At 65.1% G+C, this 17,014-nt stretch carries 15 protein-coding genes; 8 read left to right on the top strand and 7 right to left on the bottom strand.

The genetic code is table 11. From position 1 onward, the window contains the following. Window positions 1–178: 178 nt before the first annotated feature. Window positions 179–1,171, bottom strand: a complete 993-nt coding sequence (locus DFR51_RS18470; RefSeq protein WP_121053815.1) for an ArdC family protein — start codon at window positions 1,169–1,171, stop codon at window positions 179–181. 637 nt (window positions 1,172–1,808) lie between these two features. Between DFR51_RS18470 and DFR51_RS18465 the strand changes: the two genes are divergently transcribed. The 6 genes from DFR51_RS18465 (at window position 1,809) to DFR51_RS18440 (ending at window position 8,549) form a co-directional block, all read left to right on the top strand. Beyond that, the gene (locus tag DFR51_RS18465) at window positions 1,809–2,174 is read left to right on the top strand and encodes a hypothetical protein (protein ID WP_121053813.1); all 366 of its coding nucleotides are present in this window, start codon (window positions 1,809–1,811) and stop codon (window positions 2,172–2,174) included. Between the two features lie 66 nt (window positions 2,175–2,240). Next, window positions 2,241–2,507, top strand: coding sequence for a hypothetical protein (locus tag DFR51_RS18460; protein WP_121053811.1), 267 nt, complete (start codon window positions 2,241–2,243; stop codon window positions 2,505–2,507). Window positions 2,508–2,571: 64 nt separating this feature from the next. Next, window positions 2,572–3,801 (top strand): TolC family protein, encoded by a 1,230-nt coding sequence (locus tag DFR51_RS18455; RefSeq protein WP_121053837.1) that lies wholly within the window; start codon window positions 2,572–2,574, stop codon window positions 3,799–3,801. Then, complete coding sequence (locus DFR51_RS18450; protein ID WP_121053809.1) at window positions 3,798–5,036, top strand: efflux RND transporter periplasmic adaptor subunit; 1,239 nt, start codon at window positions 3,798–3,800, stop codon at window positions 5,034–5,036. Before DFR51_RS18455 ends, DFR51_RS18450 begins: the two co-directional genes overlap by 4 nt. Beyond that, window positions 5,033–8,167, top strand: a complete 3,135-nt coding sequence (locus DFR51_RS18445; protein ID WP_121053807.1) for an efflux RND transporter permease subunit — start codon at window positions 5,033–5,035, stop codon at window positions 8,165–8,167. The genes DFR51_RS18450 and DFR51_RS18445 overlap by 4 nt, the downstream gene beginning before the upstream one ends. 22 nt (window positions 8,168–8,189) lie before the next feature. Continuing rightward, a complete protein-coding gene (locus DFR51_RS18440; RefSeq protein ID WP_121053834.1) occupies window positions 8,190–8,549 on the top strand; it encodes a copper-binding protein in 360 nt (119 codons plus the stop codon). 26 nt (window positions 8,550–8,575) lie between these two features. On the opposite strand, the gene DFR51_RS18435 is transcribed toward DFR51_RS18440, so the two are convergent. Continuing rightward, a complete protein-coding gene (locus DFR51_RS18435) occupies window positions 8,576–8,983 on the bottom strand; it encodes a MerR family transcriptional regulator (RefSeq protein WP_121053805.1) in 408 nt (135 codons plus the stop codon). Between the two features lie 67 nt (window positions 8,984–9,050). Here DFR51_RS18435 and DFR51_RS18430 point away from each other — a divergent pair, with 67 nt between their 5' ends. After that, complete coding sequence (locus DFR51_RS18430) at window positions 9,051–9,689, top strand: cation efflux transmembrane domain-containing protein (protein ID WP_121053803.1); 639 nt, start codon at window positions 9,051–9,053, stop codon at window positions 9,687–9,689. Window positions 9,690–9,757: 68 nt separating this feature from the next. On the opposite strand, the gene DFR51_RS18425 is transcribed toward DFR51_RS18430, so the two are convergent. After that, window positions 9,758–11,680, bottom strand: a complete 1,923-nt coding sequence (locus tag DFR51_RS18425; protein ID WP_121053832.1) for a cytochrome c/FTR1 family iron permease — start codon at window positions 11,678–11,680, stop codon at window positions 9,758–9,760. Window positions 11,681–11,906: 226 nt separating this feature from the next. On the opposite strand from DFR51_RS18425, the gene DFR51_RS18420 reads away from it, so the two are divergent. Beyond that, window positions 11,907–12,560 (top strand): AraC family transcriptional regulator, encoded by a 654-nt coding sequence (locus DFR51_RS18420; protein ID WP_121053800.1) that lies wholly within the window; start codon window positions 11,907–11,909, stop codon window positions 12,558–12,560. 333 nt (window positions 12,561–12,893) lie between these two features. On the opposite strand, the gene DFR51_RS18415 is transcribed toward DFR51_RS18420, so the two are convergent. Genes DFR51_RS18415 through copM form a run of 4 tightly spaced genes read right to left on the bottom strand, consistent with a single transcriptional unit; the run spans window position 12,894 to window position 17,004 of the window. Next, a complete protein-coding gene (locus tag DFR51_RS18415; protein WP_160119071.1) occupies window positions 12,894–13,376 on the bottom strand; it encodes an SRPBCC family protein in 483 nt (160 codons plus the stop codon). A 38-nt stretch (window positions 13,377–13,414) separates the two neighbouring features. After that, complete coding sequence (locus tag DFR51_RS18410) at window positions 13,415–15,904, bottom strand: heavy metal translocating P-type ATPase (protein ID WP_121053796.1); 2,490 nt, start codon at window positions 15,902–15,904, stop codon at window positions 13,415–13,417. Window positions 15,905–15,959: 55 nt separating this feature from the next. Continuing rightward, window positions 15,960–16,568 carry a cation efflux transmembrane domain-containing protein gene (locus DFR51_RS18405; RefSeq protein WP_121053830.1) on the bottom strand — a complete coding sequence of 203 codons (609 nt, stop codon included), beginning with the start codon at window positions 16,566–16,568 and terminating at the stop codon, window positions 15,960–15,962. A gap of 34 nt (window positions 16,569–16,602) precedes the next feature. After that, window positions 16,603–17,004, bottom strand: a complete 402-nt coding sequence (gene copM, locus DFR51_RS18400) for a CopM family metallochaperone (protein ID WP_121053794.1) — start codon at window positions 17,002–17,004, stop codon at window positions 16,603–16,605. Window positions 17,005–17,014: the final 10 nt, after the last annotated feature.

The raw sequence follows: 17,014 nt of genomic DNA, 5'->3' as shown, positions 1-17,014 counted from the left end.
GAGCCGGATGCGGTGAAAGCCGCACGTCCGGTTCGGCGAGAGGGATGGTAAAACCAGCCTCTGCGAGGGGGTATGGCGTGCCATCCCTACTCTCCTTGTGAGCGTCGGTCCCGTTGTGTCTTGAAGCGTGGCGGGACCGACTATGGTTGACGGCGAAACGCGCCGCCTGCGTCATCCTTCACCCCTGATGCGCAAGGGTTTCGGAAGCTCGTTGTCGGGACAGCTGCTCGCCGATCGCTGCTTCGGCATGGCGCGCAAGCAGCCAATCGGCGGCCTTGCTGGCTAGGCTCGCGGCGCGAAAGATCGCGCGATTGTCCTCGCGGAGCACCTCCAGCCACGACCCGACATAATCGGCATGGCGCACGCTCGGTTCGATGCCGAGTGCGGCGCACAGGAACGCGCTCCCCATCTCGGCGACCAGTTCCTCGCGCGCATAATCCTTGCTGCCAAAGCTATTGAGCAGTTTACGGTCGAGCCGCGAGGCATGACCGGTGGCGTGGGTGAGTTCGTGGAGGGCGGTGCGGTAATAATTGACCTGATCGAAGAAAGCGGGCTGCGGCGGAACCTGCACATAATCATGGACGGGCACGTAAAAGGCCCTGTCTCCGCCGATGCGAAAATCGATTCCGCTCGCCGCGATCACCGCTTCGGCGACGGGCACGATCTCGCGTTCGAACAGCGGGGCAGGGTCGGAAGCGATCCCTTCGCGCAAGCCCTCGCATTGCGCGACATTGAACACGGTAAAGCTTTTGAGGAATGCCACCGCGCGCGCATCGCCGCCCTCGCGGGCAGCACGGTCGGCTTCGCCCTTGGGAATGAAACGGTCGGCATAGACGACGGTCGTGCCGCGCTCGCCCTTGCGGACATTGCCGCCCGCCTCCAGCGCTTGACGAAAGGTAAGCCAGCCTTGGCTCGGCCATCCCGCCTCGATCACGGCTCCCCACAGGATCAGGATATTGATGCCCGAATAGGCGCGGCCCGAATGTGCGTTGTGGGGCAGCGCCGCCGATGCACCGCCGCCGCGACCCCAAGGCTGCACCCAAGGAAGCCGTCCCGCCTCCAGTTCGGCAATGATCCGGTTCGTCACGCTGTCATAGAGCGACGCGCGCGGCTCATCGCCGCGAGATTGACGATGGCTCGCCCTGTCACTGTTCTTCACCTTCTGGCGCATGTCTCGATCTCCATCCCCGCCCCAAAACCAGCAGGCCCCCGGCGGAGCGGGGGTGGGCGGCGACTGGCGACCTGCCGGGCGCGGCCAGGAGGCGGTCCGCACCCGAAGGGCTAGAACGAAGAGGAAGAGCCGCGAAGCGGCTTGCGGGACGCCGGGCCGCGCCCAGAAGGAAGCGCCGCCCACTCCTGCGATCGACGGGAGGCCCAAGAAAAACGCCGGCGCGCTCGGCGCGGCGACCCTGCTTGCTTTGACCAAGATCCGGCGCTCCGACGGATCCCACACGAAGACGCGCTCTCGGCGCGGCCGCCGGTGGTGGGGCGTGCGCGCGCAGATGTGCTTAGCCGTCGCACCGCCAAGACAGGCGCGTCGAGTGCGCAGCGCGATTCAAACAAGCATGCGATCCCTGTTGGCGCCTGTCGCCGACAGAGAGCGCCCATCCACAACCGCGCCCATTCATGCGGGGGCGTCGCGGGGGCGGCCAGCCCACGCGGAAGGGGTATGGCCAGACCGGGGCTGGCCATCAGGGGAAGGCATTCCCCTTCGGGTCCCGGACCTGCGCTCGCATGCGCTTGATTGTAACCAATTGTTGCCTGCCGCGAATTGACACAGGAAGCCTCCGCGCCGAAAAAGGGAATTTGTGAAGCACTGGCTTACCTTGATGCTGCTCGCGGGCGCACTCCTTGGTCTCTTTGGCCAGGAGGCGGCGTTCGCGACGGCCAGGCCGATCGCGCAAGAGGTGCAGCCCGCTGCATCGCCGGCGATGAGTCCCGAGTGCGCCGAGATGATGGGCGTCGACACCTCGCAGTCCGATCAGCCGTGCAAAGGCATGACGCTCGACTGCATCGCCAAGATGGGCTGTGCCATTCCGCTGGCCGTCGTCACACCCGCTGCACCGCTTGCCGTTGCCAGCCATCGGTGCGAACTGGTCGATCCGCTCGCCGTGCAGCGGCTGGTGGGACGCAACTTTGGCCCCGAACCCGAGCCACCGCTAACCCTCGGTTGAATCGCGCATTGCGCTCCGCCTCGTCGCGGCGCGCAGTTCCCTGCTTTTCAATCGAGGAATTCCAAAATGAAAATGCTATTATTCGCCGCAGCGATTGCGGCCATCGGTTTTGCAACGCCGAGCTTCGCCCAGGAAAAATCGGGCGGTCACTATGAATGGCGCGAGCGCCAGATACCCGGACCGAACAAGTCCAACATCTCGCCGCGCGTCCGCGTCTGGGTTGTCGACGCCTTGCCCGAGATGGCGAACTGCGACGGGGACATGATGAAGTCCGATGCGGCCGACTGCATGAAGACCATGTCCGCTCGTCAGATGATGCCCGCGAAGGGCTGACGCTGTGCCGCCCCCGGCGCACGCGTCGGGGGCGGACCTGCCTACGCCCGAAGAGGGGAACATCATGCGCATATTGCTTGCAACCACCGTCCTGGCGCTGCTGCCCTCGGTACTTCGCGCCGAACCCATGTCGCTGGACGAAGCGCTTCGGCGCGCCGAAACGCAGGCGCCCGAACTCCGGGCGCGCGAAGCGGGCGTCGACGCGGCCACATCCGCGGCTATCGCGGCGGATCGCCTGCCCGACCCCAAGCTCGATCTGGCGATCAAGGATTTTCCGGTCACCGGCCCCGATGCGGGGCGGTTCAACCGCGATGACTTCACGATGCAGGTCATCGGCATCAGTCAGGAATTCACCAATCCCGCCAAGCGCCGCGCCCGCGCATTGCGCGAGCACGCCGAGATCGGCGTCGCCGAGGCCGAGCAGGCGGTCGCGGCGCAGGATGTTCGCCTTGCCACCGCGCTCGCGTGGATCGATCTTCACTATGCGAAAAAGCGGCTGAAGGAACTCGATTCTCTCGATGCCGAGCTCGACAATCTGCAGGCAACGGTAACCGCGCGGCTCGCAAGCGGTGCGGCGCGCCCGGCGCAAGCGCTCGAACCCGAGCAATTGCGCGCCGAAATCGCCGACCGGCGCAGCGGGCTCACCGCCGAAATCGCGCGGTACCGGGCGCAGCTCACCCGGTTCACCGGCGATCCTGCGGCCGATACGGTGGTCGACCTGCCTCCGCTCGCGGTCGATGGCGACGCGCTGCGCGCCGGCCTCGCCGCCTTGCCGCTGCTGCGCGGCTATGACGCACGGACATTGGCCGCCGATGCCGAGACCGGGCTGGCGCGCGCCGACAAGCGACCCGACTATACCGTCAACGCCGCCTATGGCCGGCGCGAACCCAATTTTGGCGATCTCGTCACGGTCGGGGTGACGATCGACCTGCCGCTATTTGCGAAAAAACGACAAGACCCCAAAATCGCCGCGCGCGCGAGCGAAGCGACCCGCGCGCGGCTCGATCGCGAAGCGGCCGAGCGCGCGGTGGAGGCGTCGCTGTCCGCCGACCTTGCGATGCACCGCATGCACGACGAACAGCTGGCGAATGCGCGAACCAGACTGGTGCCGCTCGCCAAGAAGCGCGCCCAGCTCGACCTCGAAAGCTTTGGGGCGGGGCGTCTCGATCTCGGCACCGCGCTCTTGTCGACACTGACGCTCGCCGAAGCCGAGGTCGATGCGCTGGCGCGCGAAGCCGAAGTGGCGCGCGACGCGGTGCGGATCATTTACACTTATGGGGAGACGCGGCGATGACCGATGCGACGACGACGGCGGCGCGGTGGCGCGCCGCGCTGATGGCCGCAGTTTTGGTCGCCGGGGGCGCGGGCTATTGGTTGGGGCAGCGCGGCGACAACGCGACGGTGGCCGGGTCTGCGACGGACGATAGCGGCAAAGTGCTCTATTATTATGATCCCATGTTCCCGAACCAGAAGTTCGACCAGCCGGGCAAGTCGCCCTTCATGGACATGCAGCTGGTTCCCAAATATGCCGACGGGAGCGGCGGGACCGATGCAGCGCCCGGCATTTCGGTCGATCCATCGGCCGGGCAAAGCCTTGGCATCCGGGTCGTCGCGGCCGAAATGGGAAGCCTCGCTGCGACGCTCGACGTCACCGGCACGGTCGACTTCAATCAGCGCGACGTCGCGATCGTCCAGGCAAGATCGGGCGGCTTCGTCGAGCGCGTCTATCGGCTCGCGCCCGGCGATGTGGTTCGCGCGGGCGCTCCGATCGCCGACCTGCAATCGCCCGAATGGGGCGGCGCCCAGACCGAGTATCTGAGCGTCAAACGCCTTGGCCGGCCCGAACTCACCGCCGCAGCGCGGCAACGCCTGCGCCTGATGGGCATGCCCGAGGCCGTGATCGCACAAGTCGATCGCAGCGGGCGGACGAGCGGCACGGTTACGGTCCGTGCGCCGATCGGCGGTGTCATCCAGACGCTCAATGCGCGCGCGGGCGTGACGCTCGCCGCCGGGCAGACGCTTGCGGAACTCTCGGGGCTCGGGACGGTGTGGCTGAATGCCGCGCTCCCCGAAGCGCAGGCCGGCGCTGTGGAGGTCGGCCAGCGCGCGAACGCCAAGCTCACCGCCTTTCCCGGCGAAAGCTTCGGCGGCCGTGTCGTCGCCATCCTGCCGACTGCGGCGGCGGACAGCCGGACGCTGACCGTGCGCATCGAACTTGCGAACCGCGGCGGGCGGCTACGCCCCGGCATGTTCGCGAGCGTGGCATTGGGGGGCGATGCCAAGCCGGCGCTGCTCGTGCCGAGCGAAGCCGTCATCCGCACCGGGACGCGCACGATCGTGATGCTCGAGATGGGCGACGGCCGCTATCACCCCGCCGAGGTCGCGACCGGGCGTGAAGGCGGCGGCAAGACCGAAATATTGCGCGGTCTCGCCGCGGGCGAGAAGGTCGTGGCGTCGGGCCAGTTCCTGCTCGATTCCGAGGCGAGCCTGACCGGCATCGCCATCCGGCCGCTGGACAATGCGAAATGATCGAACGGATCATTCGCGCATCGGTCGCCGCGCGCGGCCTCGTCGTCGCCGCGGCGCTGATCCTGGCATTAATCGGGATTGCCGCCGTCCGCACGACGCCGGTCGACGCCCTTCCCGATCTCTCGGACGTGCAGGTCATCATCCGCACCACCTATCCCGGCCAGGCGCCGCGCATCGTCGAGGACCAGATCACCTATCCGATCACGACAACGATGCTGTCGGTTCCGGGCGCGCGCGTCGTGCGCGGCTACAGCTTCGTCGGCGACAGCTTCGTCTATGTGTTGTTCGAGGACGGCACCGACCTTTATTGGGCGCGCAGCCGAGTGCTCGAATATCTGAGCCAGGTGCAAAGCCGCCTTCCCGAAGGTGCCCGGGCGTCGCTCGGTCCCGACGCCACGGGGGTTGGCTGGATTTACGAATATGCACTCGTCGACAAGAGCGGACGCCATGATCTCGCCGAACTTCGCAGCCTCCAGGACTGGTTTCTGCGCTTCGAGCTCAAGGCGGTGCTCGGCGTCGCCGAGGTCGCGAGCATCGGCGGCATGGTGCGGCAATATCAGGTCCTCGTCGATCCGACGAAGCTCGCCGCCTATGGCGTGACCGCGCAAGAGGTGACCGAGGCGCTCCAGCGCGCCAACCAGGAGAGCGGCGGCGGCACGGTCGAAATGGCCGAGGCCGAATATATCGTGCGCGCCGGCGGCTATCTTAAAAACCTCGACGATTTCCGCGCCGTGCCCGTTCGTAGCGCGGCGGGCGGCATTCCCGTGACGATCGGCGATGTCGCCACCGTCCAGATCGGTCCCGATATGCGGCGCGGTATCGCCGAGCTTAACGGCGAAGGCGAAGTCGCGGGCGGCGTCATCGTGATGCGCCAAGGCCAGAATGCGCGCGAGGTGATCGAGGGGGTTCGCGCCAAGCTCGCCGAACTCAAGCAGGGCCTGCCGCCAGGCGTCGAGATCGTGACCACCTATGACCGGTCGGGCCTGATCGACCGCGCGGTCGACAATCTCACCTCGAAGCTCGTCGAGGAATTCATCATCGTCGCGCTCGTTTGCGCGCTGTTCCTCTGGCACGCGCGCTCGGCGCTGGTCGCGATCCTCACCCTGCCACTCGGCATCTTGATCGCCTTCATCGTCATGCGGTTTCAGGGTCTCAATGCCAATATCCTCTCACTTGGCGGCATCGCAATTGCGGTCGGCGCGATGGTCGACGCCGCGGTGGTGATGATCGAAAATGCCCATAAACATATTGAGCATTGGGAAAAGGCTCACCCGGGCGAAGAGCTCGCGGGCAAGGAAAGGTGGCGCGTCATCACCGACGCCGCTGCCGAGGTGGGACCGGCGCTGTTCCTCAGCCTCCTGATCATCACCTTCTCGTTCCTGCCGATCTTCTCGCTCGAAGGACAGGAAGGCAAACTCTTCGGGCCGCTTGCCTTCACCAAAACCTATGCGATGGCGGCGGCGGCAACCCTGTCGATCACCCTCGTCCCGGTGTTGATGGGCTGGCTCATTCGCGGACGGATTCCGAACGAACAGGCCAATCCGGTCAACCGCTGGCTGACCCGCGCCTACCGCCCCGCGCTCGACCGGGTTCTCTGTCATCCCCGGCGGACGCTCGCGGTCGCCGGCCTCATCTTTGCGACCAGCCTGTGGCCGCTGACCCAGCTCGGCGGCGAGTTCATGCCGCAGCTCAACGAGGGCGACTTGCTCTATATGCCCTCGGCGCTTCCCGGCATTTCGTCGGCCAAGGCGTCGAGCCTGCTCCAGCAGACCGACCGGCTCATCAAGACGGTGCCCGAGGTCGAGAGCGTCTTCGGCAAGGCCGGGCGCGCCGACACTGCGACCGATCCCGCCCCGCTCGAGATGTTCGAGACGACGATCCGCTTCAAGCCGCGCGATCAATGGCGCGGGGGGATGACCCCCGAAAAGCTGGTTGCCGAACTCGATGCCCGCGTGAAGGTCCCCGGCCTCGCCAATTTCTGGATTCCACCGATCCGCAACCGCATCGACATGCTGGCGACGGGGATCAAGAGCCCGGTCGGCATCAAGGTCGCGGGATCGAACGTCGCCGAGATCGACCGCACCGCGAAGCGGATCGAAGATATCGTCCGCAAGGTTCCCGGCGTCGCCTCGGCGCTCGCCGAGCGGCTGACCGGCGGGCGCTATATCGATGTCGACATCGATCGCGCCGCCGCCGCGCGCTACGGTCTCAACGTTGCCGATGTGCAATCCATCGTCGGCGGCGTCATCGGCGGCGAGACGATTGGCCAGACGGTCGAGGGGCTGGCGCGTTATCCGATCAGCGTGCGCTATCCGCGCGAGCTTCGCGACAGCTGGGGCAAGCTCGAGAATTTGCCGATCCTCACCCCGTCGCGCCAGCAGATCACGCTCGGCACGGTAGCGGCGGTCCGGATCAGCGACGGACCGCCGATGCTGCGCAGCGAGAACGGCCGGCCGGTGACCTGGATCTATGTCGACGGCCGCGACCGCGATCTTCAGCGACTGGTGCAGGACATCCAGCAGGCGGTCGCGCGCGATGTCAAACTGCCGCCGGGGATCAGCATCTCCTATACCGGCCAGTTTGAATTCCTCGTGCGTGCGGCCGAGCGGATGAAGATCGTCATACCCGTCACGCTCGCGGTCATCCTCATCCTGCTCTACCTGACCTTCCGGCGCTGGGACGAGGCGCTGCTCATCATGGCAACTTTGCCCTTCGCACTCACCGGCGGGCTGTGGCTGCTCTATTTGCTCGGCTACAACCAGTCGGTGGCGAGTGCGGTTGGCTTCATCGCGCTTGCGGGCGTCGCGGCGGAGTTTGGGGTGGTGATGCTCATCTATCTCAAGCATGCGCTCGCGGCGCGCGGTGACGGCCCGATCGAGGACGCGGTTCGCGACGGCGCGCTGCTCCGGGTCCGGCCCAAGGCAATGACCGTCGCGGTCATACTCGCGGGCCTGTTCCCGATCCTCATAGGAACCGGCACCGGATCCGAGGTGATGAGCCGGATCGCCGCGCCGATGGTCGGCGGGATGATCACCGCACCGCTCTTGTCGATGTTCATCATCCCCGCCGCCTATCTGATGATGCGGCGGCGATGGCCCGATCGACCCCCGTTGAAAACCGAAGAGACGTAACATGAAAGCAAGGAGAAACGACATGAAGACGAAGTGCATATTGGCTGCGAGCGCGGTCGTGCTGATGGCCGTAGGCGCCTGCAGCCCGGAGGCCGACAAACAGCAGACCCCCGCCCCCAAGGAAACGACCGCAGCCGCTCCGGCTTCGGTGCAGCGTGGAAAAGGCGAAGGAAAAATCACCGCGATCGATACAGCCAAGGGGACCGTCACGCTCGATCATGGCGAAATCGCCGCGCTGAAATGGCCGCCGATGACGATGGGGTTCGAGGCCTCGGCGGACTTGCTGAAGGGCCTCAAGGTTGGCGACCGCGTCGCCTTTGAGCTCGACTGGGATGGCGCCAAAGGGCGCATCACGCGGATCGAGGCGCTTCCCGCCTCCTGATCGCGCGCCGGCCTTTGGGCGGCGCGTCAGTTTCGCGCGGCGCCGCGCATCGGCCCGAGCGTCTGGATGATCTTGCAGTCGCCGACTTTTCCCAAGCGGCAGCCACCGATAATGCGCGCGAGTTCGTCGCGCATCTGGGCGAGATCGGCGATCTTGCGCTCGATCGTCGCGAGATGGCTGCTTGCGACCGCATCGACGGCGCCGCAGGGCTGGTCGCGGTCGTCGGCGAGCGCTAGAAGCTCGCGAACCTCCTCGAGCGAAAATCCGAGATCGCGAGCGCGGCGAATAAAGGACAGGCGCTCGAGATCGCCGGTTCCGTAGGAGCGATAATTGCCGCCGGTCCGTGCCGGAGGCGCCAGCAGGCCCGCGACTTCATAGTAGCGGATGGTTTCGACCTTCGTGTCGGTCGCGCGCGCCAATTCGCCTATTTTCATCGCTTGAACCTATAGTTGCTGGAGGGTGCATATAGAGCGCCGACTCGAGAAGGGAAAGAATGACGGAATGAGCGATTGCGGCTGCGAAGCGGACGAAAAGCGCGCGGGTGTTGACCCCGCATATCGGCGCGCGCTCTGGATCGTTGTCCTTCTCAACCTCGGCTTTGGCGTGATCGAACTGGCGGGCGGCTTCCTTGCGCGGTCGCAGGCACTCAAGGCCGATTCGCTCGATTTCATCGGCGATGGATCGATCACCCTTGTAGGACTGATCGCGCTCGGCTGGTCGGCGGTTGCGCGCAGCCGAACCGCGCTGGCTCAGGGCTGCTTTCTCGCTGTCCTCGGCCTTGGCGTCATTGGATCGGCGATCTGGCGCAGCTTTCACGCCATCCCGCCTGAGGCCGACCTGATGGGCGGCATCGGCATCGCCGCCCTGCTCGTCAACATCTCGGCGGCGCTCGTCCTTAGCCGCTTCCGCAACGAAGGCGACGCGACAGCGCGCGCGATCTGGCTGTTCTCGCGCAACGATGCCCTCGCCAATGTGGCGGTCATCGTCGCGGCTGGTCTGGTTGCGGTGACCGGCAAGGCCTGGCCCGACCTGCTCGTCGCGGGCGTCATTGCGCTGCTCTTCCTCCATTCAGCCTATGATATCGTCCGCGACGCGCTCGGAGAGATTTCTTCGCACAAGGCGGGAGTGGCCGCGGAGTGACGTGCGGGAAGTCGGCCGTTGCTCGTGCCCACTGACGGCATGCTGATGATGTTCCTCGCGGCGCGCAGCTAAGCCGCGCGCGGCGCCCTTGCCCGATTGAACCAGAAGCCTGCGGCAAGGATGATGGCAGCCGCAAGCTGCGCCAGGACCGTCTGAAGCGTCGGGTATACTCCCAGGATCGGAACCCGGGGAAATCCGGCCAGCGGCGTAACGCCGAGTAGGCCGGCTTCTTGCAATCCGCCGACACCCTTACCGGCCAGGCCAATGGCCAGGACTGCGATCAGCGCCGCGCTCCAGGAGAAGAATTGCGTGATCGGGAGCCGGGCGCTGTAGCACAGCATTGCCCAGGCGATCAAGCCAAGCAGGACAGCAGCCGTCGCAGCCCCCGCCAGCATGGCGCCGCCATTTCCCTGCGCCCACAGGGCTGCGTAAAAGAGGATCGTTTCGAACACCTCGCGATAGACCACGAGGAAGGTCAGGCCGAACAGAAACCATGCCGACCGGCGCGACAGCGCAGCGGAGATTTTTTCCTTGATATAGCGCTGCCAAGCTTCGGCATTGCTCTTGCCATGCATCCAGATGCCGACCGAGATCAGGATAATTGCAGCGAAGAGCGAACCAAAGCCTTCGGTGAGTTCGCGTGATGCCCCGCTGACCCCGATAAAGTAGGTTGCGACGAACCAGGTCAACGCCCCAGCGGTGAGCGCCGAGACCCAGCCGCCATGGACATATCCCATCACGTCGGTTCGGCCAGTTTTGCGCAGAAAGGCCATCATGGCGATCACGATCAGCAGCGCCTCAAGGCCTTCGCGCAAAAGGATTCCGAAAGCACCGAGAAAGCTGGAAGAGACGCTCGCCTGCTCAGGGGCGAGGGCAGCTTCGGCTTCGACGAACAGCCGGGCAACCTCGGCATTTGCCGTCTCGACTTCCGCGACCGGGCGGCCCTTCCCGATGGTCGAACGCAAATTTCCCATCGCCAGCTCGATCTTCGCCATGAGGTCGGGATCGCGCGCTGCTAGAACCGGTTCGACTGGTTCAAATCCGTCGAGATAGGCGGATAACGCCAGATCGGACGCGGCGCCGCGGTCGCCTGCCGAATAGGCTTTCAGGCTCGCTTCGAGGCGCTGGCGGGACAGCGCCAGCGAGCCGGCCGGTTTCGCAACGGCGGCTTCGGGCTGGCGACGCAAAAAGGCGGTCAGCGGCCCGGCCTTGTCATCTCCTATCTCACGCGCAAGCTGCGCAGGCGTCTTGGCCACGAGGGTTGCAAGATCGGGTATGGCGGCCCGAACGGGCGCCTCCGCATCCCATATCTGCCGACCGACGGTTTGCGAAGATTCGGGAAAGGCGAGGCTGCCGACATAAAAGGACAGCGCCCAGCGATCGCCGTCGGGAAGGGCTTCGAAACTTGCCATCGACGTTCCCTCAAGGCCTTGCGAAATCACTTGGTAGAGCGCGAACAGGCTACGCTCGCGCGCTCGCGCCGCGTCCGTGAAAGCGATCGGCGGCGGATCGAGCCCCGCGGCGCCCGGGCCGTTTCCGGCACCGGTCGCGCCATGACACATGGAACAATTTTCCGCGTAGAGCTTCGCGCCGCGCGCCAGATCGGGAGCCGACCGCGGCGCCAGCGGCACGGGGTAACTTCCAAGCAAAGCCTCGGCGAGCCCCCGCGATTGTTCTTCGATCGTCGCCGGTGCGGATTTCGCAGCGATCGATTGGCGCAAGGTGGCGGCGCGAGCCACCAAATTCGGCTTCGCGGCCTTCTGCGGCAGTCGCTTCAAACGCGCTTCGACCTGCGTGGCAAACTCGGTCATCTCGGCATATTCAGCCGCACTCATAACCTTGTCGCCGGACACCGCACCGGGATAATCAACGGCAACATAATCGAGCAGCCGCCAAATGGTCTGAACCTCGGATTCGCTCGCGCGGGCCGGCTGGAGCGCGAACAGAGCCAAGAGCAAAATGGCCAGAGCGCCGCGCCCCAGCGCCCGCATCGGCGCGAATGAATTTCGGTTCAGGGTCATCGCCACGCCAGCCACCTTTATTGAGAATGATTTGCAATGACTGATTGGGGCCTGGCAATCAATATAGAATCGGCGTCTTTGGCTAAGCTGCGATCAACAGGCCCAACCGGAGGGCGCCTATTCAGAAGCATATGAACGCCAAGCGAGTTCGTCGCCCGGGGTGACGGCGAGGTAGACCTGCTGCTATCAGAATAGCATGACCGACCTAGCTCATTGGAAAGGCAGACTTCGCATTGGCGATTTCCTCGCCTGCTGGTCGGGTTCGGTCGGAGATGCCGTTCCCCATCGGCACTTCGCCGCGCAGGCGGTCTTTGCCGACGATCCGGTCGAAGTAACCGACAGCCACGGGCAGCGCTACATAGGTCGGTGCCTGCTCATCGAGCCCGAAGTCGTTCATTGTCTTCTTCCGGCGAGCGAGGCGGAGCTCTGGTATGTCGAGCCGACGATCCAATTCGGTCCGCCCGTCGATCTGAGAGCGCGCCCGAACGGCGCGAAGCCGATCCATGTCGTGAGCGACCGTGGCACGGGCTTCTGGAAGGCTTGGCTCGCACTTGAACCGCGCCGACCGCTCGATGCGCGCATCGTGCAAGCCGTCCGGCTTGCCGACGCAGGCCGGGAGAGCGGCCTGTCGCTCGGACGGTTCCGCCATCTCTTTACCGCCAAAATCGGAATGCCATTCCAACGCTATGTGCTGTGGCGCCGTTTGCTGATCGCGTTCGAAGCGATCGGCAGGCAACGGGGCGCAACGGAGGCGGCGCACATGGCGGGGTTCAGCGACAGTGCCCATTTCGCACGCACGATCAAGGCGATGTTCGGCATTTGCGCGAGTGATCTCATGATCGAGGGATAGCCCCTTCGTTCAAGCGCGGATGCGATGGCCGTCACTAAAGAAGGGTCATGACCGACACCGACAGAGATTTCGTACCCGCGCTTGGCAAAAGCGGTTCGCTCGACCGCTATGATGCCGCAATCGCGGCGGCCAGAAATCCTCTCTTGTCGTTGAATGACCTCTGAATATGCGGCTCTTGCTGGCGGCCCAGCGGCGACCCGGGTCGTATTCGCGGCAAGGCGGCAGGACTGGCGCGTAAATTCCGGCACAGAAGGCCCGCCCCGACATTTCGCCGGGACGGGCATCATCACTTTCCAGCACGACCCGTCGCATGTCCTCCGCGGATGATCGTGTTCACGACCGCCGCCCCTTCTTCGACCGCATGACCTTCGCTGCCGGTTTGGACCGAGGCCGAGCGAGATATTGTGTCAGGAGGCGGTTGGTTTCGCTCAGAAGGACTTCAAAGTTCCGGCGTATCTTGGGAAGCCCGAGACGAGCGATCAGCCCCTTGCAGCTTATGCTGTGGGTCAACCGCGTACCTTCCGGCGCCGGCTCGATCTTGAAATGCTCCTCGATCGACAGCAGCATCCCGCCGAGCTTCACGTCGAACGCGAGATGCTCTCCGGGGTCGCATCGGGATATGGTTGCCGTTACCCGCCAGAAGCGCGGGTTTGCCGGGTTCATGCGGAAGGAAAATTCGATCTCCGCGCCGCGCTCAAAGAGTCCCTTTGGCCGTACATAGGGTTTCCAGCGTTCGTATCGGTCGAAATCCGCCAGTACTTCCCAGAGCTGGTCGGGCGATCGCAGCAGCAGCGTCTCCCTTACAATCTCGAACACGTCCATCTCCCCTAACCGCGCCAAGTCCCAGCGCGCAGCTATTCGCGATAAGCAAGCAGCCGCAGTGCATTGGCGACAACCACGAGGGTCGAGCCTTCATGCGCCGCGACCGCCGGGCCGATCCCCAGGCCAAAGATCGTCGCCGGGACCAGGACGACGACGACGCCAAGACTGACGACCATATTCTGGCGGATGATCGAGCGGGTCCGGCGGCTGAGCCCAATCGCGAAGGGCAGATGCGCCAGATCGTCCGCCATCAGCGCGATATCGGCCGTCTCCAGCGCGACGTCGGAACCCGCTGCGCCCATCGCGATTCCGACGGTGGCGCTCGCCATCGCCGGCGCGTCATTGACCCCGTCGCCGACCATTGCGACGGGCATTTCGGCGCGTAGCTTCTTGATCGCGTCGACTTTCTGCTCGGGCATCAGGTCGCCCCAGGCTTCACTCAGACCCACTTCGGCGGCGATGGATTCGGCGACGCGCTGATGATCGCCCGAAATCATGATCATTCGGCCGATGCCCAATTCGCGCAGCCGCGAGATCGCCTCGCGCGCCGCGGCACGCGGCGTATCCATGAGCCCGATCGCGCCGAGGTCGCGCGTGCCCTTGCGCACCACCATCGTCGTGCGGCCATTTTCGCGCAACCGCTCGATCGCCTCTGCCATCTCGGAGGAAAGAGGCGCAATGCCATCGGCGCCGAACATCTCCGCTTTTCCGATGCTCACGGTTTCGCCGTCCACCTGCGCCCGGACGCCGCGCCCGGTCAGGTTCTTCAGGTTGGTAGCAACGGGGAGAGCGGCATCCTTGAGCATTTCGCGGCCGTCACGCACGATCGCCGTGGCGAGCGGATGGTCGCTCAGGTTCTCGACCGCCACCGCGATGGCCAGCAGTTCGGTGTCGGTCGTGCCGGTCGCCCGCACCACATCGGTGATACGCGGCCGTCCCTCGGTCAGCGTGCCGGTCTTGTCGAACGCGAGCGCCGTCAGCGAACCGAGATTTTCAAGTGGGCCGCCGCCCTTGACGAGGACGCCACCGCGCGCGGCGCGCGCGACCCCGGACAGGACCGCGCTCGGCGTGGCGATCGCGAGCGCGCAAGGACTCGCTGCGACGAGCACGGCCATGGCCCGGTAGAAGCTGTCGCGGAACGGCTCGTCGACGACAAACCCCGCGAAAAGCAGGAGGAAAACGAGCCCGAGGACACTCGGTACGAAGACGCGCTCGAACTTGTCGGTAAAGCGCTGGGTCGGCGATTTCTGGGTCTCGGCCTCGTTGACCATCTTCACGACCTTCGCGAGCGTCGTGTCGGTGGAAAGCCGGGTGACCGCGATTTCGATCGCGCCTTCGCCATTGATGGTGCCGGCAAACACGCGATGTTTCGCATCGAGCGTGTCGGCGCGTAGCGCGGCCTCTTTAGCCTCGGCGACTGGTTCCTTGTCGACCGGCACGCTCTCGCCGGTCACCGGCGCCTGGTTGACGCTCGATCGGCCGAGGACGATGAAGCCATCGGCCGGGAGCCGCTCATTGGGCTTGACGATGACGATATCGCCGACCACCAGTTCCTCGACCGGAAACTCGCGCACTTCACTGTCGCGGCGAACAAGCGCGGTTTGCGGCGCCAGTTCCGCCAGCGCCTCAATGGCCCGCTTGGCACGCCCCATCGCATAATGTTCGAGCGCATGGCCGAAGCTGAAGAGAAAGAGCAAGAGCGCCCCTTCGGCCCAAGCGCCAAGCGCGGCGGCACCCGCCGCGGCGACGAGCATCAGCGTGTCGATCTCGAATCGCTTGAGCTTCAGATTCTCGATCGCCTCGCGCAGGGTGAAACAGCCGCCAAGGCCATAAGCGGCAATATAGAAAGCGAGCGAAACCCAGGTCGGCGCGTCGGCCACCTTCTCGATCGCGAAGCCGACCCCGAGCACCGCCCCGCACAGCAGCGCGACATAAAGCTCGGTGTTCGCGCCAAAAATGCCGCCATGGGCATGTACATGCTCCCCTTCGGCATGCTCGGCGTGATCATGGCCACTATGATCGCCGATCTCGTCGTGTGCGTCCTTCACCGGCGTCGCCGCTATTGCGGTCGCCGATTTCGGATAGACGCTCATATCGGCCAGCGCCGCGCGGATCCGGTCGAGCGATATGTCGGTTCGGCTGAACTCGACGCGGATCATCCCCGCCGCGCTCGCCTCGGCTTCGACGACGCCGGAAAGCTGGCGCAAACGATCACTCACCGTTCGGGCGCGCCGCGTGTGTCCGAGCCCCTCGACGTCGGTCCAGAGAAGATGCTGATATTGGTCGGTCAGTGCCGCCCCGGCACTTCGGGCGAGCTGGCGCACCCGTTCGAGCGGCACGACGTCGGGATCATAGTGGATACAAAGCTGGACGGGTGCGTCGCCCTGCGCGGCAACGACATGCGCCTTTTCGACGCCCGGCCGGCCCTGCAGTTCGCCGGACAACCGTTCTATGCAGCGGTCCGCCTCATCGGGCACCTCCGGAAGCAAGAGTTCGATATCGAGCCTGACCGTTTCCGTCATCTTTCGATCCTTTTAGTTGACCACTTGCGCATGCCGGGAACCATTCGTGTTCCCGCTATATCGAGCCGCCATTAGAACTTTTCTCTTCGCCGTGTGCGTCGCGCAGAATCTCGACGGCGCCTTTGATCGCGATCCCGGCGGTGGCGAGGCCGACGAGCAGGTCGGGCAAGTTGCTGCCGAGCCACAGAACGAGCGCGCCGGCGACAAGAATCCCTCCGTTGGAAACGAAGTCGTTGAAACTGAACGTCTTCGCCGCACGGACGTTAACGTCGGGCTTCTCCAACCGTTGCAGCAACCGCAGGCAGATGTAGTTCACGACTGCGGCGACCGCGGATATGATCATCATTGTCGCTCCGATAGGCTCGCTACCCATGATATAGCGGCGGCCGACATCGATCGGGATGGCGATCGCGAACAGCAGTAGCATGACGCCCGATGCCTTCGCAGCGCGGGCTTTCCACTGGTCGCCGCGAGTCAGCGCGGCCAGGCTGATCGCATAGACCGCGACATCGGCCGTGTTGTCGACCCCGTTGGCGACGAGCGCGCTCGAATCGGCGAAAATGCCGCTGGCGAAGAAGCCGCCGGCAATGGCGGCGTTAAGCAGGAGGACGGCCCACAAGGTGCGCCGTTCTTCCGGGCGTTCGCCGCCGTCATCGGGATCGATTGCGGCGGCGGGAGGTTCGGGTGCCGCAGCCAATTTAGTTCGCCGTGCCCGGACTTGGGCGCCCCGCCTGGTCGCGCCGTTCCAGCCAGTTTAGTATGACAGCGATCTCCTTTTTCTGCGCCGCGATTACCGATTGGGCGAGCGCGCGCACTTCGGGGCCCCTGCCATGTTCAAGCACGACCTTGGCCATCGCCACCGCGCCTTCATGATGCGGGACCATCGAGCGCATGAAGTCGGTATCGGCGTCGCCGGTGAGGACGACCGCCATATCCTTGTACATCCCATCGGCGACCGCCCCAAAGGCCTTGCCCGCGGAAGTGGAGGTCGCCGCCGCATGCTGCATGGCGCCATGCCCCGCGCCGTCCGCGGCGCTATCCTGTTTCGCGGGCGCGCACGCAGCGAGGAACATTGCCGGCAGGAGAATTTGAAACTTCATCGGACGGCCT

Source organism: Sphingosinicella microcystinivorans, from assembly GCF_003634215.1.
In the GTDB taxonomy this organism is placed as follows: Bacteria; Pseudomonadota; Alphaproteobacteria; order Sphingomonadales; family Sphingomonadaceae; genus Sphingosinicella; species Sphingosinicella microcystinivorans.
This window is presented reverse-complemented; position numbering and strand designations above follow the sequence as displayed.